Here is a 20113-nt window from a genome sequence, read left to right on the forward strand (position 1 = left end):
CGTGGCCCGCGGACCGCGCTTCGGTTCAATCAATGGCCGGCGGCTCGTCACCCAATATCGCCAGGGTTTCCGGCGCTTCGAAGAACGGCGTCAGATGACGGCGCAGCCAGGCCTCCAGCATGCCGTTATCGCGCAACACCCGCACCACGCCCGGGGCGAAGCGACGGGCATCGTCCAGCATGGTTTCACGGTCGATCCCCACTTCCTCGAGCAATTCCAGCAGGGAACTGTCTCCGTATTTGTCGAAGAAGGTGTGTACGCCCTCGCTCAACAGGGTGGTGAAATAATCGCTGTGCCGGAACTGCCGCCAGAAGTCATAGCCGATCACGAACAGTTCCTGAATATCTTCGCTGCTCAGCAGTTCCCTCAGCTCCGCCACCGGACGTTCGGACAATTCACGCCAGCCATCCAGAATCAGTTCCCGCAGCGAGGCCAGATTCTCGCCGCTGTAGAGCCAGGGGTCGCTGAGCAACGCTTCCATCCGTCGCATCAGCCAGTCCTGCAGGCGCAGCTCCGCGGTGGCGCGCCAACGCTCCGGCACACGGCGCCCCAGCATCCCCCGCACCGCCTCGGGTATCCCCTGATGCAGCCAGGTTTTGACACCCAGTTGAGTACCGCCGGCCAATAGCGCCAGCAACACCGGGTTGTGGCTGAGCCAGGTGATCCCCTGGCGGGACAACGGCACTTCCAGCAGCTTGTCCACGGTGGCGGTGATGGTGTCCTCGTCCACCAGTTCCCCGATCAGCCGATCACTGTCGGTACCGCTCTGATACAGGCGCTCCATCATTTCGCCGACCAGTTCCGGCACCCCGCCGCCCAGTTCCATGGTGGCCGCGTACTTGTGCGCGGTATCGATCACCTGTTCCGGGGTCACTACCTCTCCCAAACGCAGCCGACCGGCTTCGGCCAGCAGGTAATCGAGCTCCTGCTCCAGCCAGACGTTCAGCTGCTCCGGCGCCAAGGTACGCTGGAAATGCGCCACCAGGGCATCAAGTAAACAATTTGCCTTAATTTGTCTATTGTCCGTCACGACATAACCCTATTGTTAGAAGTGCCTTGCTGATGGCCCGGCCAACTGTATCATCGAGTGATGTAACATTCATTAGAGGTACGTGATTATGGCCATCTCAATTCTGCCGACGCGCCGTAACCTGCGTTTCAAGCTGGACCCGGCGAAGGCCCTCACCTGGCATCGTGACGGCCTCAATGTCAGTCAGTTTCTTAACACCATGAGCCTGTTTTTCCCGGTTGGTGAACGCTTTTTCATAGACAGCGTCCGCAATTACCGGGAGCTGGTTCAGGATCCCGAGCTGAAAAAGGCAGTGACCGCCTTTATCGGCCAGGAAGCCATGCACGGCCGCGAACATGATGAGTACAACGACCATGTGGCCAACGCCGGTGTTCCCCTGAAAGCCCAGGAGCGGCTGGTCGAAGCGCTGCTTACGCAAATCCAGAAGCGCACGCCTCAGTCCTTCCAGTTGGCCGGCACGGTGGCCCTGGAACACCTTACCGCGATTCTCGCCGACGGGCTGCTCAGCCTGCCGGAAATCATGGAGGGTGCGGACGACGGCTACAAGGCCATTTGGAATTGGCATGCCCTGGAAGAGACCGAACACAAAGCGGTGGCTTTTGACGTCTACCAGCTGGCGGTGGGTACCGACGACCGTCTGTCCGCCTACGCCCTGCGGACCTCCACCCTGGTAATCTCCACCGCCGTGTTCTTTGCCCTGTTCCTGCCGTTCTACGCGCATAACGTACGCGTTACCGGCGGTCTGTTCGACGCCAAGGGCTGGCGCTCGGTGCTGCGTCACAGTCTGGGCAAGAAAGGCATCTTCCGCTATACCACCAAGGCCTGGCTGGACTGGTTCAAACCGGGTTTCCACCCGTGGGACCACGACAATCGGCAGTATCTGGAGCAGTTCGAGGAACTGCTCGGTGACGTCCTCACCGACGCCGCCTGATCCCATCCCCTTTTGGCCGCCCTAGGGCGGCTCTGCCTTGTGCCGGCTCCCCCGCCGGCTTTTTTATGGTTCATCGCGGTTTAGAGGGAAACGGCCTTACCCTCCATCAGGGACAGCAGAGCCGTGTTACGCCTTTGCGGGAACGTCGTGAAGCAGGTTCCGCAAAGGCGTAACACGGCTCCGCTTCGAGGTGCCAGACGGCCGTTTCTGGAAAGGGAAAGGATGCCCTGTCCACCACAAGTAAACCAGCCTTCGGGATGGAGGGGATCCTCTTCCCTCTCCAGAAAGGTCCGTCGTCGTTGGAGTCCGGAACGCGGCGGTTCACTCGAAACGGGTCTGCATGGAGGCCTTACGGGACCCTGTTTGACAGGGACGTCAAACCGGGAGCTTACAGGGATGTATTTACAGCGATCCCGGAAGGCTTCCATGCAGACCCGTTTCGAGTGAACCGCCCCATCCATGGCGGCCACCCTTCGGGCCGATTCAGGCTGGATTTACATCCGCCCTTGCTCAATCCAGACCGAACTGCCGCATTTTCCGGTATAGCGTCGCCCGGGCGATGCCGAGATCCTTCGCGGCGGCGGAAACATTGCCTTTGTGTCGCGCCAACGCCACCCGCACCGTTTCACATTCGGCACGTTGCAAGGTGCCTGAAGAGCGTGTTGATAACGGCGCGGACAACGCCTGCAGCGAAGCCGGCAGATGCTCCACCGTCACCGCTCCATTCTCGGATAACGCCACCGCCAACTTCAGGGCCTGTTGCAGCTCGCGAATATTACCCGGCCAGGAGTGGCCACGCAGGGCCGCCCAGGCTGCCTCGGACAGCACCGGTGGCGCCTCCTCTCCCGCCTCCCTGGCCAGCAGATGCCGCACCAGATCGTCGAAATCCTGGCGCTGGCGCAGCGGCGGCAGCGGCATCTGCAAACCATTGATGCGATACAACAGGTCTTCACGGAACAGCCCTTCCGCCACCCGTTGTTCCAAGTCCCGGTGAGTGGCGCAAATCAATGAGCACTGCACCGCTATACCACGGGTAGCTCCCAACCGGGTGACCTCTCGTTCCTGCAGTACCCGCAAAAGACGCGCCTGTAATTCCAGCGGCATGTCGCCGATTTCATCCAGAAACAGTGTGCCGCCATCGGCTTGTTCAAATTTACCGGGCATCCCGCCTTTGCGCGCACCGGTGAAAGCGCCGCCTTCGTAGCCAAACAGCTCGGATTCGATCAGGCCGGCGGGGATCGACGAGCAGTTCACCGCCACGAAAGGCCCTTCGGCGCGCGGCCCGGAACGATGCAGCCAGCGCGCCATCACCTCCTTGCCGGTACCGGTCTCACCCCGCAACAAGACCGGCAGATCATGGTGAAAAGCCCGCTGGGCCTGGCGCAACAAGCCGGTAACACCGGGATCGCCATGGAACGGCGCTTGTGGATCTTGTTGACGCGCCGGCGGTGAGTCCGGCGGGGAGAAGCCATTGAATCGGACCGGTCGCCGCCCCTCCAACCGACAGAACAACTGCAGGCCGCCGTGACAGGAAAGTGCCACCGGCATGTCCCTGGCGGCCCGGACGCGCTCCATGCTCCCCTCGAACAGCGACTCAAAACACAGCCGCCCATCACCGTCACCCACGGGGAGATCGAGCATCTGACGAGCCACCGGGTTGGCGCCCAGCAGACGGCCGTCACCGTCAAAGTGCAACAGCCCGCGCATCGGCGAATCGGTCAGTTCCGGACGATAATGAAGCGCCAGCCGTAACTCGCCGCCAATGCGCCGCATCATGCGGTTTTCAATTGCCCGCACGGCGAGCGCCACCGGTTCCAGAATGCCGATGCGGTGGCCGCCATGACGCCGGGAAGCGTCCAGCACCGCCACCAACTCGCCGTAAGGATCACGAAGCGGCACGGCGGCACAGGCGAACACACGGGCTTCATCGAGGAAATGCTCACTGCCGCATACCACCGAGGGGCGCCCTTCCGCCAACGCGCATCCCGGACCATTGGTGCCAGCCACGGATTCATTCAAATTGACACCGACGCGCAATGCCGGAGCCAGATCACGACAAGCCGGGTTATCGTTACCCAGGGCATGAATCACCACGCCGCCGGCCTCGATACAGGCCAGGATCCAGTTGGCGCGCCCCAGTGAATGGAACAAGAGTTCCATTTCCGGCGCTACGTCATCCAGCAGCAGATGGTGATGCTCACCAATGCGGCGCACGTCATTACGGGAAACAACATTAAAAATAACCCGGTCCTCGGGGCACAAACCGTGGTGGCGCGAGCGCTGCCAGGAGCGCACCACCGAATCGTCCAATAACTGGGGAGGCACATCCCGGCCTTCCTCGAATAATCGTCTGGCTTCTTGAACGCGGCGATCGAAGTCGAACGGGTTAATTTGCATAGCCCTCTCCGGATTCCTGTTTTGTTGTTATACAGCCGGTATTCAGCACTGTCTCAAAACGATACACCCGTCTTCCCGGTGACTACCGCCGGGTGCTCTCCATGACACCTCAAATACCTGATAATCCACAATATTTTTTTAATTTTTCCAAAAAAACAAGTATGGCACGCCCTCTGCAATACAACAATGCGGTGACGTTTCGCCGAGGGTACCGGCCCGCATTCGAGGACTTCACTTTTTCCAATACGCTTTCTATCGAATAACAGCAACAAGGAACCGATTTCATGAGCGACAAGAAAAACCTGAAAGCCGCTTTGCGAAAACTAAAAATACTGGAAAACAAGGCTGCCTTTTCACTACTGACCGGCGCACTCTTTACCGTGACCGGGCAAAGCCATGCGGTGGACGTGGACGCCGGCGACTACACCGCCCTGCCCGCGGGCACCAATCTCGCCATGGTCTACTACCAGTACGCTGATCGGGACCGACTCTACAGCGATGGCGACCGGGTACCGATCGATGCCGGACTCGAATCCCACGTTGGCATTCTGCGCGGCGTTCACTTTACCCAAATTGGCGATTACATCGTTGATCCCCAGTTTCTGCTTCCCTTCGGTCATTTGGAAGGCAAGGACGACACCAAATCACTGGGTGACGCCGATGGCCTTGGCGATCTGATTCTCGCCGCCACGGTCTGGTTGGTGAACAAACCCGAAACCAACACCTACTTCGGTATTACACCCTTTGTTTATGTGCCTACCGGCACCTATGATCACGACGATGCGCTTAATCTTGGCGAGAACCGCTGGAAGTTCGCCCTGCAGGCGGGCTACATCACCGGTCTCACCGAGAAGGTGTTCCTCGACATCGCCGCCGACGTCACCGTGCACGGTAAAAATGACGATTTCGGAGCCAACAAGGACACGCTTAAGCAAGATCCCCTATTCCAGGTACAAACTTTCCTGCGCTATCAACTGCGTGAAAATCTGGATCTGCGCGCCGGGCTCTCCCATACCTTCGGCGGAGAAACCGAAATCAACGGTACCGACCAGGATGATCGCGCCAGAACCACCAAGATGACCATCGGCAGCGGCTGGTTCGTCACGCCTTCCGTGCAGTTGCTGGCGAATTATGGGCGTGATCTTTCCGTGGAAAATGGCTTCAAGGAAAACAATCGTTTCAACCTGAGAATTCTCAAGGCATTCTGATCAGTAGCGTCGCCGGTGCCATGGCACCGGTGCGTTCACAGGCAGCGTGATAAAAATGAAAAGGAGCACCTGAAAATGACTTTGATGCTTGCATTTCGCAGGGCGACGATGCCCTCCCTGTTGCTACTGTCCTCCCTGTTCACCGCGGGACCGGTCATGGCGGACCAGGCCGGACCAGACGAGGCTTCGATACTGGCCAACCGTGACAGCGGCAAGGACTGGCCCAGTCATGGTTTCGACTACGCCGGTACCCGCTTCAGTCCGCTTACGCAAATCACCGGCAAGAATGTCGACAAGCTCGGCCTTGCCTGGTCCTACGATCTGAAATCCACGCGCGGCATCGAAGCCACGCCGATCGTGGTGGACGGCACCATGTACGTGACCGCATCCTGGAGCGTGGTGCATGCCCTTGATGCCAAGACCGGCAAGCAACTGTGGAGTTTTGATCCGAAAGTACCCAGGGAAAAAGCGTACCAGGCCTGTTGCGATGTGGTGAACCGTGGCGTTGCCGTATACAAGGGCAAGGTTTTCGTCGGTTCGCTCGATGGACGCCTGGTGGCCCTCGACGCCAAAAGCGGTAAAAAGGTCTGGGAAAAAGACACCATCGTTGACCGTTCCCGCCCCTATACCGTTACCGGCGCGCCGCGCGTGTTCCGCGGCAATGTGATTATCGGCAATGGCGGCGCGGAGTTCGGTGTGCGCGGTTACATCACCGCCTACGACGCCGAGACCGGCAAGCAGAAATGGCGCTGGTTCACCGTGCCCGGAGACCCCGCCAAGCCGTATGAAAACGACGCCATGGCCAAGGCGGCGAAAACCTGGGATCCCAAGGGCAAGTATTGGGAATCCGGCGGCGGTGGCACGGTGTGGAATTCCATGGTGTTCGATCCGGAATTGAACCTGATGTACATCGGTACCGGTAACGGTACGCCCTGGGCACACCGCAAGCGCAGCCCCGCCGGCGGCGACAACCTTTATCTCGCGTCCATCGTGGCGATCAATCCGGAAACCGGCGACTACGTCTGGCACTATCAGGAAACCCCCGGCGATAACTGGGATTACACTTCAACCCAGGATCTAATCCTGGCCGACATCAAAATCGACGGCAAACTGCGCAAAGTGATCATGCATGCGCCGAAGAATGGTTTCTTCTTTGTCGTGGACCGCACCAACGGCAAATTCATATCAGCGCAAAACTTTGTCGATGTGAATTGGGCCACCGGTTATGACAAGGATGGGCGGCCCATCGAGATCGCCGAAGCCCGCTCCGAGGATAAACCCTTTGACGCCATCCCCGGCCCCTTCGGCGGACACAACTGGCATTCCATGTCCTACAGTCCGAAAACCGGGCTGGCTTACTTCCCGGCGCAGAACATTCCTCTCAACCTCATGGAAGACAAGAACTGGACCGAGCACGGCAGCAACAAGCCGGGGCAACCAATGAGCGGTATTGGCTGGAATACCGGCATGCTGGTCAACGCTCAACCGCCCGCCAGCAAACCCTTCGGTCGTCTGTTGGCCTGGGATCCGGTCAAACAGAAGGAGCGCTGGCGTTACGAACACGTGGCGCCCTGGAATGGTGGCGCTCTTTCCACCGCCGGCAACCTGGTGTTTCAGGGCACCGCCGACGCGCGCCTGATGGCGTTCGACGCCGGCAGCGGCGACGTTCTATGGCAATCCCCGATGGGAACCGGCGTGATCGCCGCGCCCATTAGCTATGAAGTGGACGGCGAACAGTACATCACCATCGCCGCCGGCTGGGGTGGGGTATTCGGCCTGACTCAACGGGCTTCGGAAACGACCACACCGGGTACTGTCTACACCTTCAAGCTGAATGGTAAGGCGGAGATGCCGGAATTCACGCAGCACCAGCTCGGCAATCTTCTCACCGGCGTGAAGTACGATCCGGCCCTGGTGGAAGAAGGCACCTATCTTTACGTCAGCAACTGCGTGTTCTGCCATGGCGTTCCCGGTGTCGACAAGGGCGGCAATATTCCCAACCTGGGCTATGTGGACAAAAGCTTCATAGAAAATCTGGACAAGTTTGTTTTCAACGGTCCCTTCGTTTCCCGGGGTATGCCGGACTTCACCGGTAAGCTTAGCGCGGAAGACGTGGAGAAGATCAAAGCTTTCATCCAGGGGACCGCGGACGCGATAAGACCCAAGAAGTAAATCAGCACCACCTTTCCAATCACTCACACAGTAAAACACGGCCCGGTTAAACCGGGCCGCGGGGAGCTTTTGCCATGAATATGATGACGGAATTCGGCCACACCATTGAAAGCCGCACCCGGACCTTTCTGGAGACCACCCATCACCGCATGCTGATTGGCGATCAGTGGGTGGAGGCCGTCGACGGGCAGCGCCTGGAGGTGATCAACCCGGCGGATGAAACGGTACTCGGCACGGTACCGGCCGCCCAGAAGGCGGACGTGGACCGCGCGGTGCGCGCCGCCGGCCAGGCCCTGGAAAACGGCCCGTGGGGGAGAATGCGGCCCTCTGAACGTCAGAATCTGATGCTGAAATTGGCGGATCTGATCGAGCGCGACGCCAAGGTGCTGGCCGAGATCGAATCCATCGACAACGGCAAGTCCGCGCAGATCGCACAAGCGGTGGACATCACTCTGTGCATTGAATTTTTCCGCTATATGGCCGGCTGGGCCACCAAGATCGAAGGCGCCTCGCTGGACGTTTCGGTGCCCTTCGCTCCGCCGGAAAGCGAGTTCTTCGCCTATACGCGCCGCGAACCGGTGGGCGTGGTGGCGGCGGTAGTACCCTGGAACTTCCCGCTGCTGGTCGCAACCTGGAAGCTGGCACCGGCGTTGGCGGCCGGCTGTACCGTGATCCTCAAACCGGCCGAACAAACGCCGCTCACCGCACTCTATCTTGGCTCACTGTTGCAGGAGGCCGGTTTCCCCGAAGGCGTGGTGAACATCATTACCGGAGACGGTCCGGATGCCGGCGCTCCGCTGGTGGCTCATCCGGGGGTCAGCAAGGTGAGTTTCACCGGCTCCACCGAAGTGGGCAAACTGATCGGCCGCGCCGCCATGGACAACATGACCCGCGTCACTCTGGAGTTGGGCGGCAAGTCACCGATGATCGTACTGGACGACTGCGATCCCGCCCTGGCCGCTCAGGGTGCCGCCCAGGCGATTTTCTTCAACCATGGCCAGGTCTGCTGCGCCGGGTCGCGCCTTTATGTGCACAAGAAGCTGTACGACAACGTGGTGGCGGAACTGGCGGAACTGGCCAAGGCACTGCCCATGGGGCCGGGTCTGGATCCGCAAACCCATCTGGGGCCCCTGGTCTCCCGTGAACAACTGGACCGGGTGTGCGGCTATATCGATCTGGGCCGCGAACAGGGCGCGGAGTTGGTGACCGGCGGCGCGCGCGCCAATCGCAGCGGTTACTTTGTCGAGCCTACGGTATTCGCCAGTACCGACGACACACTGCGTATCGTGCAGGAAGAAATTTTCGGTCCGGTGGTGGTGGCGCTGCCCTATGAGGATCTGGACGACGTGGCCCGCCGCGCCAACGATACTCCCTACGGCCTTGGCGCCAGCATCTGGTCCAACGATCTGTCACGAGTGCATCGTCTGGTACCGAAAATCAAAGCGGGGACGGTATGGGTCAACTGCCACAACATGCTGGACGTGGCGGTACCGTTCGGCGGCTACAAGCTGTCCGGCTTCGGCCGCGACATGGGCCGGCAGTCCCTGGATGCATACCTGGAAACCAAATCCGTTTTCATGGCGGTGTAAACCGCCACTGACATGCCATTGAAGACGGCAAAGTCTGGTGCCTTTTCCGCCGGCGTCGCGACGTACGCCGGCGGCTTTTTTCACAGCCTACGCACGCTCCCGAATAGCTCGGGGCATCCTACCGGACCATCGCTTGCGGCTCACCCCGTATCGGGGATGGCACCATGCCTGCCGGCGGATGCGGGATCGCGGCAAGCAACTCGCGGGTATAAGGGTGTTCCGGGCTGTCCAGCAGCTGTTCCGCCGGTCCTTGCTCGACAATCCGCCCGGCTTTCATTACCAGTACACGCTCACACAACAGCCGCACCACATTGAGATCGTGGCTGATGAACAGATAGCTCATACCCAGACGCTCACGCAGTTCCACCAGCAGATTGAGCACCACTGCCTGCACCGATACGTCCAGGGCCGCCGTCGGCTCGTCGAGAATCAGCAGCTTCGGTTCCAGAGCAATCGCGCGGGCGATCCCCACCCGTGCTTTCTGGCCACCGGACAGCTGATGAGGAAAGCGGTCGAGCAGATGTTCCGGCAGCCCGACCATTTCCGCCAGTGCTTCCACCTTGGCGCGCAACGCGGAGCCGCGTACATTACCGAGCCGCATCAGCGGATCACTGATCGAGCGGCGCGCACTCCAGCGCGGGTTGAGACTGTCCGTCGGGTCCTGGAACACCATCTGCAGACCGGCGCGGGCAGGATGGCCGGCAAAGCGTTTTCCCGGCACCGCGCCGATGTCCTCACCGTTGAACTGAATGCTGCCGGATGTGGGGTCCAGCAACCGCATGATCATCGACGACGTGGTGGACTTGCCACAGCCGCTCTCGCCCACCAGCCCCAGGCTTTCACCGCAACGCACCTCGAAGGACAGGCCGTCCACGGCCCGATACTCATCGCCCTTGTCCTTGCCGGGGAAAACCTTGACCAAATCCTGTATTCGCAGCAGTGCCTCACCAGGCGGGCGTGCACTCGGTGTACGGCGGCGCGAATCCTCTTCCGGCAACAGATCCGCCACCTTTGAATCGAGTCTTGGTGTCGCCTGCAACAATCGCCGGGTATAGGGGTGCTGGGGGTCGGCAAACAGTGTGGCGGTATCCGCTTCCTCGACGACGCGCCCTTTTTCCATCACCACAATACGGTCACAGTAGGCGGCGGCGAGACCGAGGTCATGTGTAATCAACAGTGTCGACATATTACGCTCGGCGGTGAGCTCACGGATCAGATCCATCACCGCTTTTTGCGTGGTCACGTCCAGACCAGTAGTGGGTTCATCGGCGATCAGCAGCTGCGGGCGGCACGCCAAGGCGATGGCGATCACCACCCGCTGACACATACCCCCGGACAGTTCGAACGGATAGGCGTGGTAGCGGCTTTCCGGGTCATTGATGCGCACCGCCTTGAGCACGTCGATGGCTTTTTCCCTGGCATCGGCACGGGTAGCCAGACTGTGTTCGATCAGCACGTCCTCGATTTGACGGCCCACCGAGCGGATCGGATTGAGTGCCGCCCGGGGATTCTGGAAAATCATCGACATCTCACGGCCACGCAGATCCCGCATGGTGCGCTCATCGGCCTTGCCCACATTGATGCCGCCGAACACGATACTGCCACCGGCGATACGGCCGGCGCGATCAAGGATGCGCATCACCGCGTAGGAGGTCACCGACTTGCCCGAACCGGATTCCCCGACAATGCCGACGGTTTCTCCCTTGGCCACGGTGACCGAAACCTGCCGCACCGCGTCCACCACGCCGCGACGGGTACCGAATTCCACCGTGAGCGCTTTTATATCCAATAACGGTATGCTCATGTCCTCACCTCAAGTGCGCCGCTGCGGGTCGACCAGATCGCGCAGGCCGTCGCCGAGCAAATTGAACGTGAACACCGCCAGCATCAGTGCCACACCCGGGAAAAACGCCAGCCACCATTCTCCGGAGACAATGAAGTTGGCGCCTTCCGCCACCATGATCCCCCACTCCGGCGTCGGTGGGCGCACGCCCAGACCGATGAACGAAAGACCGGCGGCGTTGAGAATGGCCCAGCCCATATTGAGCGAGATTTGCACCATCATCGGCGGCAGGGTGTTGGGAAAGATATGCTGGGCCAGGATGCGCCAGTCGCCGTTGCCGGACAGACGAGCCGCCTGCACGAAGCCGGCATGGCGGCGGATATTCACTTCCGCCCGCGCCATGCGTGCGTAAAACGGCAAGTTGATGATGGCGGTGGCATAGACGATGTTTTCAATGGTATTGCCCGCCGCCGCCACCACGCCCATGGCAAGCACAAACAGAGGAAACGCCATGATGGTATCGAGCAGCCGGCCAGTAATGCGGTCCGCCCAACCACCAAAGTACCCGGCCACCGCGCCCATGGCGGAACCGATCACAAAAGCGATGGCCACCGCGGCCAAAGAAATCATCAGATCCAAACGGGTCGCCACCACTACCCGGGAAAACACGTCGCGCCCGAGATGGTCGGTACCGAACCAGTGATCCCAGGATGGCGGCTGCAAGGCACGGCCGCCATCGGTAGCCATCGGGTCGTAGGGCACCAGCGCCGGCCCCGCCACGGCGGCGATGACAATCAGCAGAAACAGCAGCGCCGCCAGTGCGGTGACCGGGTTTTCCGTCATCACATAACGGGCATGGCGAGCGAAATTCTTCACCGAGGAAAGTGACATCGGGTCAGTCCTCCATACCCAGACGGGGATCGACCAGGGTGTAGGTCACATCGATCAACAAATTGAGAATCACGAACAGCAGCGCCATGGACAACACGAAGCCCTGCACCGCGGCGTAATCGGACACCACCAGCGCTTCCACCGCGTAGGAACCGATGCCCGGCCAGGCGAACACTTTTTCCACCAGCACATTGGCGCCGAGGGCAAAGGAAAACACCATGCCCAAAGTGGTGATCACCGGCAGGATGGCGTTGCGCAAGGCATAGGTGTACAGCACTTTATGGCCAGACAGGCCCGCCGCCCGGGCGGTGCGGATGAAGTCACCTTCCAGCACCTGCAACATGGCCGCCCGGGTCATGCGGGCAATCGGCGCCAGCGTGAACAGGCCCAGTGTCACCGCCGGCAGAATCAATTGCGCCAGCGCCGCCCGCGCCGTCTCGAAATCACCGTCAATCAGCGCATCGATCACATAAAAACCGGTAACGTGGGGCGGTGACAGATAAAGAATATCGAGCCGCCCCATCGGCGCCGGTGACCAGCCCAGCAGAAAGTAGAACAGGTAAACCAGCGCCAGCCCGGTAAAGAAAGTGGGCAGCGATACCCCGGCGGTGACCACGAACCGGCACAGGTGATCGATCCAGGAATTGGGCCGGGTGGCGGCCAGAATCCCCAGCGGCATCGCCACCGCGATGGAGAACAGCAGCGCGAACCCGGTCAACTCCAGTGACGCCGGCAAACGCGTGGTCAGCTCGGTGAGCACCGGCTGGCCGGTGGAAATGGATTGCCCCAGCTCCCCGCGCAGCAGATCTCCCACGTAGGCAAAGAACTGAACCGGCAGTGACCGGTCCAGTCCCATGCTGACGCGGATCTGTTCGATGGATTCTTCCGACGCCGCCGGTCCGGCGAAGTACACCGCCGGATCCCCGGGCAACGCCCGGGTCAACAGGAACGACACCACGACAATGCCGATCAACACCGGAATCGCCTGCAGCAGGCGATAACCCACCAGCCGCAAACGCTTGGGCACACGCACCATGATTCAGTCCTGTTTCAGAGTCAGGGGCCGGACATCCAGCTGACGGTGGTACCAGTACTCGTAACCGGTCGTGTTCTGTTGCATCGCCACGTTCAGCGACGGTTGATACAGCGGAATACGCGGCACATCGTCGATGGCGATTTCGATCATGCGGCGAATATTCGGGGCGTACTTGGGATCGTCCTGGGCCATGTACAGGGTTTCATCCACCAATCCGGCAATCTCCTTGTTGTCGTAATTGGAGGAGTTAAACAGGTTGCCTTTCACGTAGGCCCAGTAGAAATAGTAGTCCGGAGTATTCAACCAGCCGCCGAAGTTTTCCAGGTGCAGCGGCAGGGACTTCTCCACCAGTGCCACGGTTCGCCAATTAGCGCCCGGCACCTTGTTCAAGGACACCTTGATGCCGATCTTGCCCAACGCCTCCTGGATCAACAGCGCGGTGGGTTCAGCCCAGTCCGCCTGGCCAAGGTCAAACGACAGCGGCACGGAAAAACCGTCGGCATGGCTGGACTCCGCCATCAAAGCCCTGGCCTTCTCCAGATCCTGGCTGTAGGGGAAGGGTTGTGGCCAGGCAATGCTTTCCGGTTTGCTGCTGTCACCGCCCCACATCGACACGCCACGCCCGTAGGCGGCATTGTTGAAGATCGCTTCGTAGGGCACCGCATAAGCAATGGCCTGGCGTACTTTTTTATCCTGGAACGGTTCGAAATTAAGATTGGTGCAAAGCACATGCAGACAGTTTTCGATCGGCGTGCTGACCACCTTGACCTTACCGGCCGCCTCCAGTTCGCGGGCGTCCTTGGCCGGGATATTCTGGGAGAAGTGCACATCTCCCCGTTCGATCAAAGCACGGCGCGTGGACTGGGACGGAATCTCACGAATGATCACGCGCTGGATCTTCGCCACCGGCCCGCAGGCCCAGTCATCATTGCGGCTATAGACCAGTTGCTGGCCGGAGTCCCAGCGTTCCACCTTGAAGGCGCCGGAACCGGCCGGATTACGATGCAGGTATTCCGTGGCCCAGGGATCCTGATCGGTGGCGTGCGCCTTGGCCACCTCCGAGTTGATAACGATGGCCACCGGCGTGGTCAGATCCGGTAGCGTCAGTTTGGACGAATGCGGCAAACGAATACGGAAGGTCTTGTCGTCCACCGCTTCGAACTGCTCCGGCTCTTCCAGAGAACCGGCGGCCATTTGCGCGGTGGGAAAGCCGCCCAGCGTCACGGCACGATCGAAGGACCATTTCACATCGTGGGCGGTGACCGGCTTGCCATCCCAGAAGCGGGCATTATCACGAAGTTTAAAGGTCAGCGTGCGACCGTCCTCGGAGACGTCCCAGGATTCGGCCAGCTCCGGTTGCAGGTTGTCGTAATCGTAGCTGAAAGACCCGTCCTCCAATTGCTTGTGGCCAAAGGTCAGCAGACGGTCGTAGCAGTTCACCGCCACCTGGTAACTGGGCCGGTTGGTGCCGCTGCGGTGGATGTCCAGACTGTTGATGGTGGTGCCGGTGACCACCACCAGGGTGTCATTCCGGGCCGCCAGCGCCGGCATGCTCTTGAGGAAGGTCAGGGCGCCCACTCCCACGGACAAAGCGGAGACCCCTTTCAAAAAATCGCGACGGTACATGAACACTGCCCCCTGCGGGTTAACATGAATACCAACTTGTATGCGACTTCCGGTATGCAGATTCCGGGCCAGATGGCGGCGGGCGCTGGGAGGCCTTTTTTTAAAGGTGTTGGGCGATGCCGCGGAGGCCATGGGGAGGGGTTGCGGAGAGGCCCGAGGCGCGCCGCTCCACCACCTTGCATGCAAGGATGGGTTATCTCCCCACCCTGGGGCGCGAGACGGACTTTTCGATAGGGGCGCACCACTCCGGGGCATCCGCGCACCAGGGCCGTCCACCCGCCAACCGATCCGCTGGGGCCAAAATAGCGGGCAGGCCGGGCGTATTGCCCCCGGGCACCGGCGCCGGGGCAAATTACCCGCGCCGGCCCAGGAGCGACAATGGAGCCGGTTTGCTTCAGGAATCCGATTCGCAGGGAGACAGGCAATGATGCAATGGCAACATCGGACCGTGGTACGCGACGGCGTCAATCTGGCGGTACGCCAGGGGGGCAACCCGGACGGCCCGACCCTGGTCATGGTGCACGGCTACCCGGACAACAGTGAGACCTGGGACAAGCTGGCCGAGGCCCTGTGGGAGGACCTGCATGTAGTCACTTACGATGTCCGTGGCGCCGGCGCCTCCTCCGCGCCAACGGAGGTGTCCGCCTATCGCCTCGGCGAGTTGCGCGACGACCTGTTCGCGGTAATCGATGCGGTCAGCCCCGGCAAGCTCGTGCATTTGCTGGCCCACGATTGGGGTTCGATCCAGTCCTGGGAAGCGGTCACCGAACCGGATGCCGGACGCCGCCTGGCCTCGTTCACCAGCCTGTCGGGGCCCTGCCTGGATCACATGGGCCAGCGCCTGCGGCGCCGTTCTTCCCTGGCTTCCGGTCTCGGACAATTGGCCAAGAGCTGGTATATCGGCGCTTTTCATCTGCCCGGCCTGGCGCCCATGGCGTGGCGCCTGGGCCTGGATCGCGCCTGGCCGGACCTGTTGCGGCGCACCGAACACCTGCGGGTGGCGCCAAGCCCCACGCAGCGCCGGGACGGCATCAACGGTATCGCCCTCTACCGCGCCAATATGCTGCCGTGCCTGCTGCATCCCCGGGAGCGTCACACTCAGGTGCCGGTGCAATTGCTGGTGGCGTTGCGCGACCGCTACGTCGGCCCGGAACTGCTGGACGAGGTGCCGCGGTGGGCGGAACGGGTGTGGCGCCGGGAAATGCATACCGGTCACTGGGGGCCACTGCAGGCCCACCCGGACATCACCGCTGGTTACATGCGTGAGTTCATCGCGCACATCGAAGGGGCGCCGGAGAGCCCATCCCTGCAACGGGCGCGAGTGCCCGCTGCCCCGCGGCCGGACAGCGGCAAGCTGGTGGTCATCACCGGAGCCGGTTCCGGTATTGGTGAGGCCACGGCCCTGGCTTTCGGCGCCCGTGGCGCCACCGTGCTGTGTACCGACATTGATGGCGGCGGCGCCGAACGTACCGCTCAACGCATTGTCGATGCCGGCGGCCAGGCTCTCGGCCGCCGCGCGGACGTCGCCAACGCACGCTCCATGGAAGCGCTGGCACGCTATGTGGAGCGGGAACTGGGCGCCCCGGACGTGGTGGTGAACAATGCCGGCATCGGGCTGGCCGGACCGCTGCTGGATACCAGCGTGAAGGACTGGAAACAGGTGCTGGACGTCAATCTGTGGGGCGTTATCCACGGCTGCCGGCTGTTCGCCCGATTAATGATCGACCAAGCCAAGGCCGGCCATATCGTCAATGTTTCCTCGGCTTCCGCCTACCTGCCCTCAAAGGTCCTGCCCGCTTACGCCACCAGCAAGTCCGCGGTGCTGATGCTGACCGAGTGCCTGCGCGCGGAACTGGCGGACCAGGGTATCGGCGTCTCCGCCATCTGCCCCGGCATCATCGATACGCCGATTACCGGCCGCACCCGTTTTGTCGGCGCCGATGACAAAGAGCAGGAGCGTCGCCGGGCGTCAGCGGAGCGTTTCTACCGACGCCGGGGCTTCACCCCCGACCGGGTGGCGGCCGCCATCGTCTCCGCGGTGGAAGAGAACCGGGCGGAAGTGCCGGTCAGCGCCGAAGCCAGCGGCATGCGCCTGGTGGGCCGTTTCAGCCCGGCGCTGGCGCGGCGGCTGGCACGGCTGGATCTGACCCCTTGAGGAAGGCCGGGATCCCTGGCACCACCGCGGTATAGGGTCTATTATCGCCCCCATGAGTTCATCACGAAAAACCCCCGCCGCGCTGCTGCGCTCCCTGCGTCAGCAAGCCTTCCGGCCGACGGGGGGCACCAGCGCCGACCTGGAAAAACGCCAGGAATTCACCATCGACGAGTTGGCCCGGGAGGCCGGCTCCACGGTGCGCAACGTGCGCGCCTATCAGGATCGCGGCCTGCTGCCACCACCGGAGAAGCGCGGCCGTACCGGCATCTACAGCGATGTCCATCTGGCTCGCCTGAAGATCATCGGCGCCCTGCTGGAACGGGGCTATACCCTGAACAATATTCGTGATCTGCTCAGTGCCTGGGAAGAGGGCCGCGATCTCAACGATATCCTCGGTCTGGAAGTGGCGGTGACCTCCTGGCGCAATCCGCAGGTGCCCTCCTATGTGGATTATCAGGACCTGATCGACGACTTTGGCGAGGACATCACCCCGGAAGTCATGACCAAGGCGGTCAGCCTGGGTTACATCGTTCCCGAAGGCATGCGCCTGCGCGTGCCCTATCCGCGCGTCTACAACGCCGGCAAGGAACTGGTGGAAGCCGGAGTGCCTCTGGATGCGGTACTCACCCATGTGCGTCTGGTACGCCAGGAAGTGGACAAGCTGGCCGAGCGTTTCATCGGCATGATCATCCAGCATCTGGTGGACGACAAATACGGTGAGAACAGCCTGCCCCAGGGTGAGGACGTGGCCACCCTGGCGGAATTCATCACCCGCATCCGGCCGCTGGCGGAGGCGGTGGTCAACGACGAACTGGGCCGGGTGCTGGAAAAAAGCATCAACAAGGTACTGGTGGACCGGCTCGAAAACGTACTGGCCCATCTGGAGAAGCATCACTGAGACCAAGCCTCGGCGACGCTTCCCCGGTCACCACGACCTCACTTCGGCAACGTCTGACTCGGAAACGCCACCGCCTGCAAAGCGGCCGCCGGCTCATCGCAACCCGCTTCCACCAGTCCTTCCGCGGCGAACAATCGCGCCACCGTCACACCGGTGCTGTCGTCATAATGTGTCAGCCGCCATTCCGCGAACTCCGCTAACAGCAACGCCTGGAAGGTCCGCGCCATACCCCAGGCCAGCCGCCGGGCCTGTTCTTCCCTGGGCGTGTTGATCATCGGCACCAGCGACTCCAGCGCCTCTTCGATACCTTCGCGCATGGACTCACTGGCCGGATGGCGAAGCGCGCCCAGGCGCCTTACCACCTCTTCGATATACGCCTCCCCGGTTTCCGGTTTTCTCAGTGCCCGTAATACATCATGAGCCAGTACCGAGGACGTCCCCTCCCAAATACAGTTGACATGCAGGTTGCGGAACAGCCGCGGGATCCCGGTATCTTCCACGTAACCGGCGCCACCGAAGCTCTCCAGTAATTCGCTGGCGGCCCACACCCCCTGACGGGCACAGGCCAGCTTACCCAAGGAGGTAAACAGACGCGCCAGCGTTCCGTCCTCCCCGTGCTCAGCCCGTCCCAACTGCCAGGCGGTTTCCAGATTCAACACCACCATGGCGTCGTACACCGAGGCGATGCGGGCGAACCATTCCCGATGGATCGGGTGATCCACCAAACGCCGGCCGAACACCTCGCGCTTGCCGGCATAGTCCCGTGCCAGCGCCAGCAAATGCCCGACTCCGGCCAACCCTCCGATCGCCGCCCAATAGCGGGCCACGCCCAGCAATCCGGTAAGCTTGCGCACGCCATCCCCCAAACCACCCACCGGTACCGCCCGGGCACCGGCCAGATCCAGCTCCGCGGTGGGCAGGGCGCGGGTGCCCAGTTTGTCCTTGAGCCGCCGTACCGTCAGTCCATTCCAGCCGCCGTCGGCCTGCCGCAGTTCCAACAGAAATAACGACAGCCCGCGACTGCCACCGCCAGCGCCCTCCGGCCGGGCCAGGGCCAGGGCCATATCCGAGGTGGTGGCGGATGTGAACCACTTACTACCGAACAGACGCCAGGTGCCGCCGTCACCGGGTCGCGCTACCGTGGCACTGCGGCCAACATCGGATCCCCCTTCCCGCTCCGTCATCCATTGCCCCGATGTCCAGGCCCGCTCCCGCGCGGTCAGGCGCGGCACATACCGTTTCGCCAGTTCCGGATCGTGCTCCTTGAGCAGGCAGGCGGCGCCGTCGGTCATCACCAGCGGGCAATCCGCCACCGCGCTGACCGGGTCGTAGAGATTGATCAACCCGGCCTGCACGATCCGTGTATGCACCCCGTAAGGGTCTTCGTGGGGCAAGGACACCAGACCGTGGCGTTGCCCCAGACGCACCAGTTCCAGCCAGCTTTCGTCCACTTCGACCCGGTCCACCCGCCGCCCCCAGGCATCGTAGGGCAGATGCCGCGGCGGATTGTTTTCGGCTTGCTCGGCCAGTGGCGGCATGATGTCGGCGGCCAATCGCCCCATGTTTTCCAGAGCCGGTGACGCCGCCTGGAAAACCGCCTCCGGCAGGCGCCATTGCAATGCCAGACGCAACGTGGGATCGGTGTGAAAGCGGTTGCCCGTCTGTGGCGGCGTTTGGAAGAACGGATCCATTTTTCTTCTCCTTAGAGCCTGTTCATGTTTCCGGCGGAGGCGGACCCACGGCCTGCATGCAAAAGCGCTTCACGCTCTCCACCAGGGCCGCTTCCTGCTCCGGCGCGGGTCTTTGGCTGAGCGGTCCCACCAGGGTTTCCGCGATACCGCCGACAATGGCGGTGGCCAACAGTTGCGCGTCCTGTTCGGCGATCTCACCGGCGGCGATGCCATCACCAATGATGCCGGCGAAAATGGCGCGGTACGGCTTGCGGAAATGCAGCCGGTCGAACTCGATGGTGCGATCCACCGGCTCCGCCAGCAGCGCGTACGCCAACCTCCAGCCTTTCAGGGCCCGCCGGGAGAACGTCTCCGCCACCCGTGCCACCCGCTCCCGGGCATCACCGGCTACGGCCGCGGCCTCGGCGCAGATGTCGATCTCATGCTGGGAGGCACGCCGGAATACCTGATCGAATAAATCCGTCTTCGATTGAAAGTAGCGGTACAGCAAGCCGGTGGAGACCTCCGCCCGTTGCGCCACCGCGGGCATGCCGGCGGCGGCATAGCCTCCCTCCGCCACCAGCGCCTGGGCGGCCTCCAAAATGCGGGATCGGGTACGCGCCATGCGCGCTTCCATTTTCGGGGTACGTCGATATGCCATACAAAGAATGAATCATGTTCCATTTCTTGTTGCAACCGTCATGCACATTTTTTAATCTCAAGCCGA

The 20113-nt window shown here is 61.7% G+C and carries 14 protein-coding genes; 6 read left to right on the forward strand and 8 right to left on the reverse strand.

Going from position 1 to position 20113, the window contains the following annotated elements; all coding sequences use genetic code 11:
• Window positions 1-25 precede the first annotated feature (25 nt).
• A complete protein-coding gene (locus MA04_RS01095) occupies window positions 26-982 on the reverse strand; it encodes a hypothetical protein (protein WP_262459174.1) in 957 nt (318 codons plus the stop codon).
• Window positions 983-1118: 136 nt separating this feature from the next.
• Here MA04_RS01095 and MA04_RS01100 point away from each other — a divergent pair, with 136 nt between their 5' ends.
• Complete coding sequence (locus MA04_RS01100) at window positions 1119-1961, forward strand: metal-dependent hydrolase (RefSeq protein WP_262459175.1); 843 nt, start codon at window positions 1119-1121, stop codon at window positions 1959-1961.
• Window positions 1962-2471: 510 nt separating this feature from the next.
• Here MA04_RS01100 and MA04_RS01105 read toward each other — a convergent pair.
• On the reverse strand, window positions 2472-4358 hold the full coding sequence (locus MA04_RS01105) for a sigma-54-dependent Fis family transcriptional regulator (protein WP_262459176.1): 1887 nt from the start codon (window positions 4356-4358) through the stop codon (window positions 2472-2474).
• Between the two features lie 284 nt (window positions 4359-4642).
• On the opposite strand from MA04_RS01105, the gene MA04_RS01110 reads away from it, so the two are divergent.
• From MA04_RS01110 to MA04_RS01120, 3 genes are all read left to right on the forward strand, one after another.
• Window positions 4643-5566, forward strand: coding sequence for a transporter (locus tag MA04_RS01110; protein WP_163124966.1), 924 nt, complete (start codon window positions 4643-4645; stop codon window positions 5564-5566).
• 75 nt (window positions 5567-5641) lie between these two features.
• Window positions 5642-7738 carry a PQQ-dependent dehydrogenase, methanol/ethanol family gene (locus tag MA04_RS01115; protein ID WP_163124964.1) on the forward strand — a complete coding sequence of 699 codons (2097 nt, stop codon included), beginning with the start codon at window positions 5642-5644 and terminating at the stop codon, window positions 7736-7738.
• A gap of 74 nt (window positions 7739-7812) precedes the next feature.
• Complete coding sequence (locus MA04_RS01120; protein ID WP_163124962.1) at window positions 7813-9327, forward strand: aldehyde dehydrogenase family protein; 1515 nt, start codon at window positions 7813-7815, stop codon at window positions 9325-9327.
• Window positions 9328-9445: 118 nt separating this feature from the next.
• Here MA04_RS01120 and MA04_RS01125 read toward each other — a convergent pair whose 3' ends face one another.
• Genes MA04_RS01125 through MA04_RS01140 form a run of 4 tightly spaced genes read right to left on the reverse strand, consistent with a single transcriptional unit; the run spans window position 9446 to window position 14663 of the window.
• A complete protein-coding gene (locus MA04_RS01125) occupies window positions 9446-11131 on the reverse strand; it encodes a dipeptide ABC transporter ATP-binding protein (RefSeq protein ID WP_262459177.1) in 1686 nt (561 codons plus the stop codon).
• 9 nt (window positions 11132-11140) lie between these two features.
• Window positions 11141-12001 carry an ABC transporter permease gene (locus MA04_RS01130; protein WP_163124958.1) on the reverse strand — a complete coding sequence of 287 codons (861 nt, stop codon included), beginning with the start codon at window positions 11999-12001 and terminating at the stop codon, window positions 11141-11143.
• A 4-nt stretch (window positions 12002-12005) separates the two neighbouring features.
• Window positions 12006-13037, reverse strand: coding sequence for an ABC transporter permease (locus MA04_RS01135; RefSeq protein WP_163124956.1), 1032 nt, complete (start codon window positions 13035-13037; stop codon window positions 12006-12008).
• Between the two features lie 3 nt (window positions 13038-13040).
• Window positions 13041-14663, reverse strand: coding sequence for an ABC transporter substrate-binding protein (locus tag MA04_RS01140; RefSeq protein ID WP_262459178.1), 1623 nt, complete (start codon window positions 14661-14663; stop codon window positions 13041-13043).
• Window positions 14664-15087: 424 nt separating this feature from the next.
• Here MA04_RS01140 and MA04_RS01145 point away from each other — a divergent pair, with 424 nt between their 5' ends.
• Complete coding sequence (locus MA04_RS01145; RefSeq protein ID WP_163124952.1) at window positions 15088-16818, forward strand: SDR family oxidoreductase; 1731 nt, start codon at window positions 15088-15090, stop codon at window positions 16816-16818.
• Window positions 16819-16870: 52 nt separating this feature from the next.
• Window positions 16871-17716 carry a MerR family transcriptional regulator gene (locus MA04_RS01150; RefSeq protein WP_014996702.1) on the forward strand — a complete coding sequence of 282 codons (846 nt, stop codon included), beginning with the start codon at window positions 16871-16873 and terminating at the stop codon, window positions 17714-17716.
• A gap of 38 nt (window positions 17717-17754) precedes the next feature.
• Here MA04_RS01150 and MA04_RS01155 read toward each other — a convergent pair whose 3' ends face one another.
• Both MA04_RS01155 and MA04_RS01160 read right to left on the reverse strand, forming a co-directional pair.
• Window positions 17755-19407: an acyl-CoA dehydrogenase family protein gene (locus MA04_RS01155; RefSeq protein ID WP_163124950.1), complete on the reverse strand. Its 1653-nt coding sequence runs from the start codon at window positions 19405-19407 to the stop codon at window positions 17755-17757.
• A gap of 22 nt (window positions 19408-19429) precedes the next feature.
• Window positions 19430-20011, reverse strand: coding sequence for a TetR/AcrR family transcriptional regulator (locus tag MA04_RS01160; protein ID WP_205475390.1), 582 nt, complete (start codon window positions 20009-20011; stop codon window positions 19430-19432).
• Window positions 20012-20113 lie beyond the last annotated feature (102 nt).

Source organism: Alloalcanivorax balearicus MACL04, from assembly GCF_025532145.1.
Classification (GTDB): Bacteria; Pseudomonadota; Gammaproteobacteria; order Pseudomonadales; family Alcanivoracaceae; genus Alloalcanivorax; species Alloalcanivorax balearicus.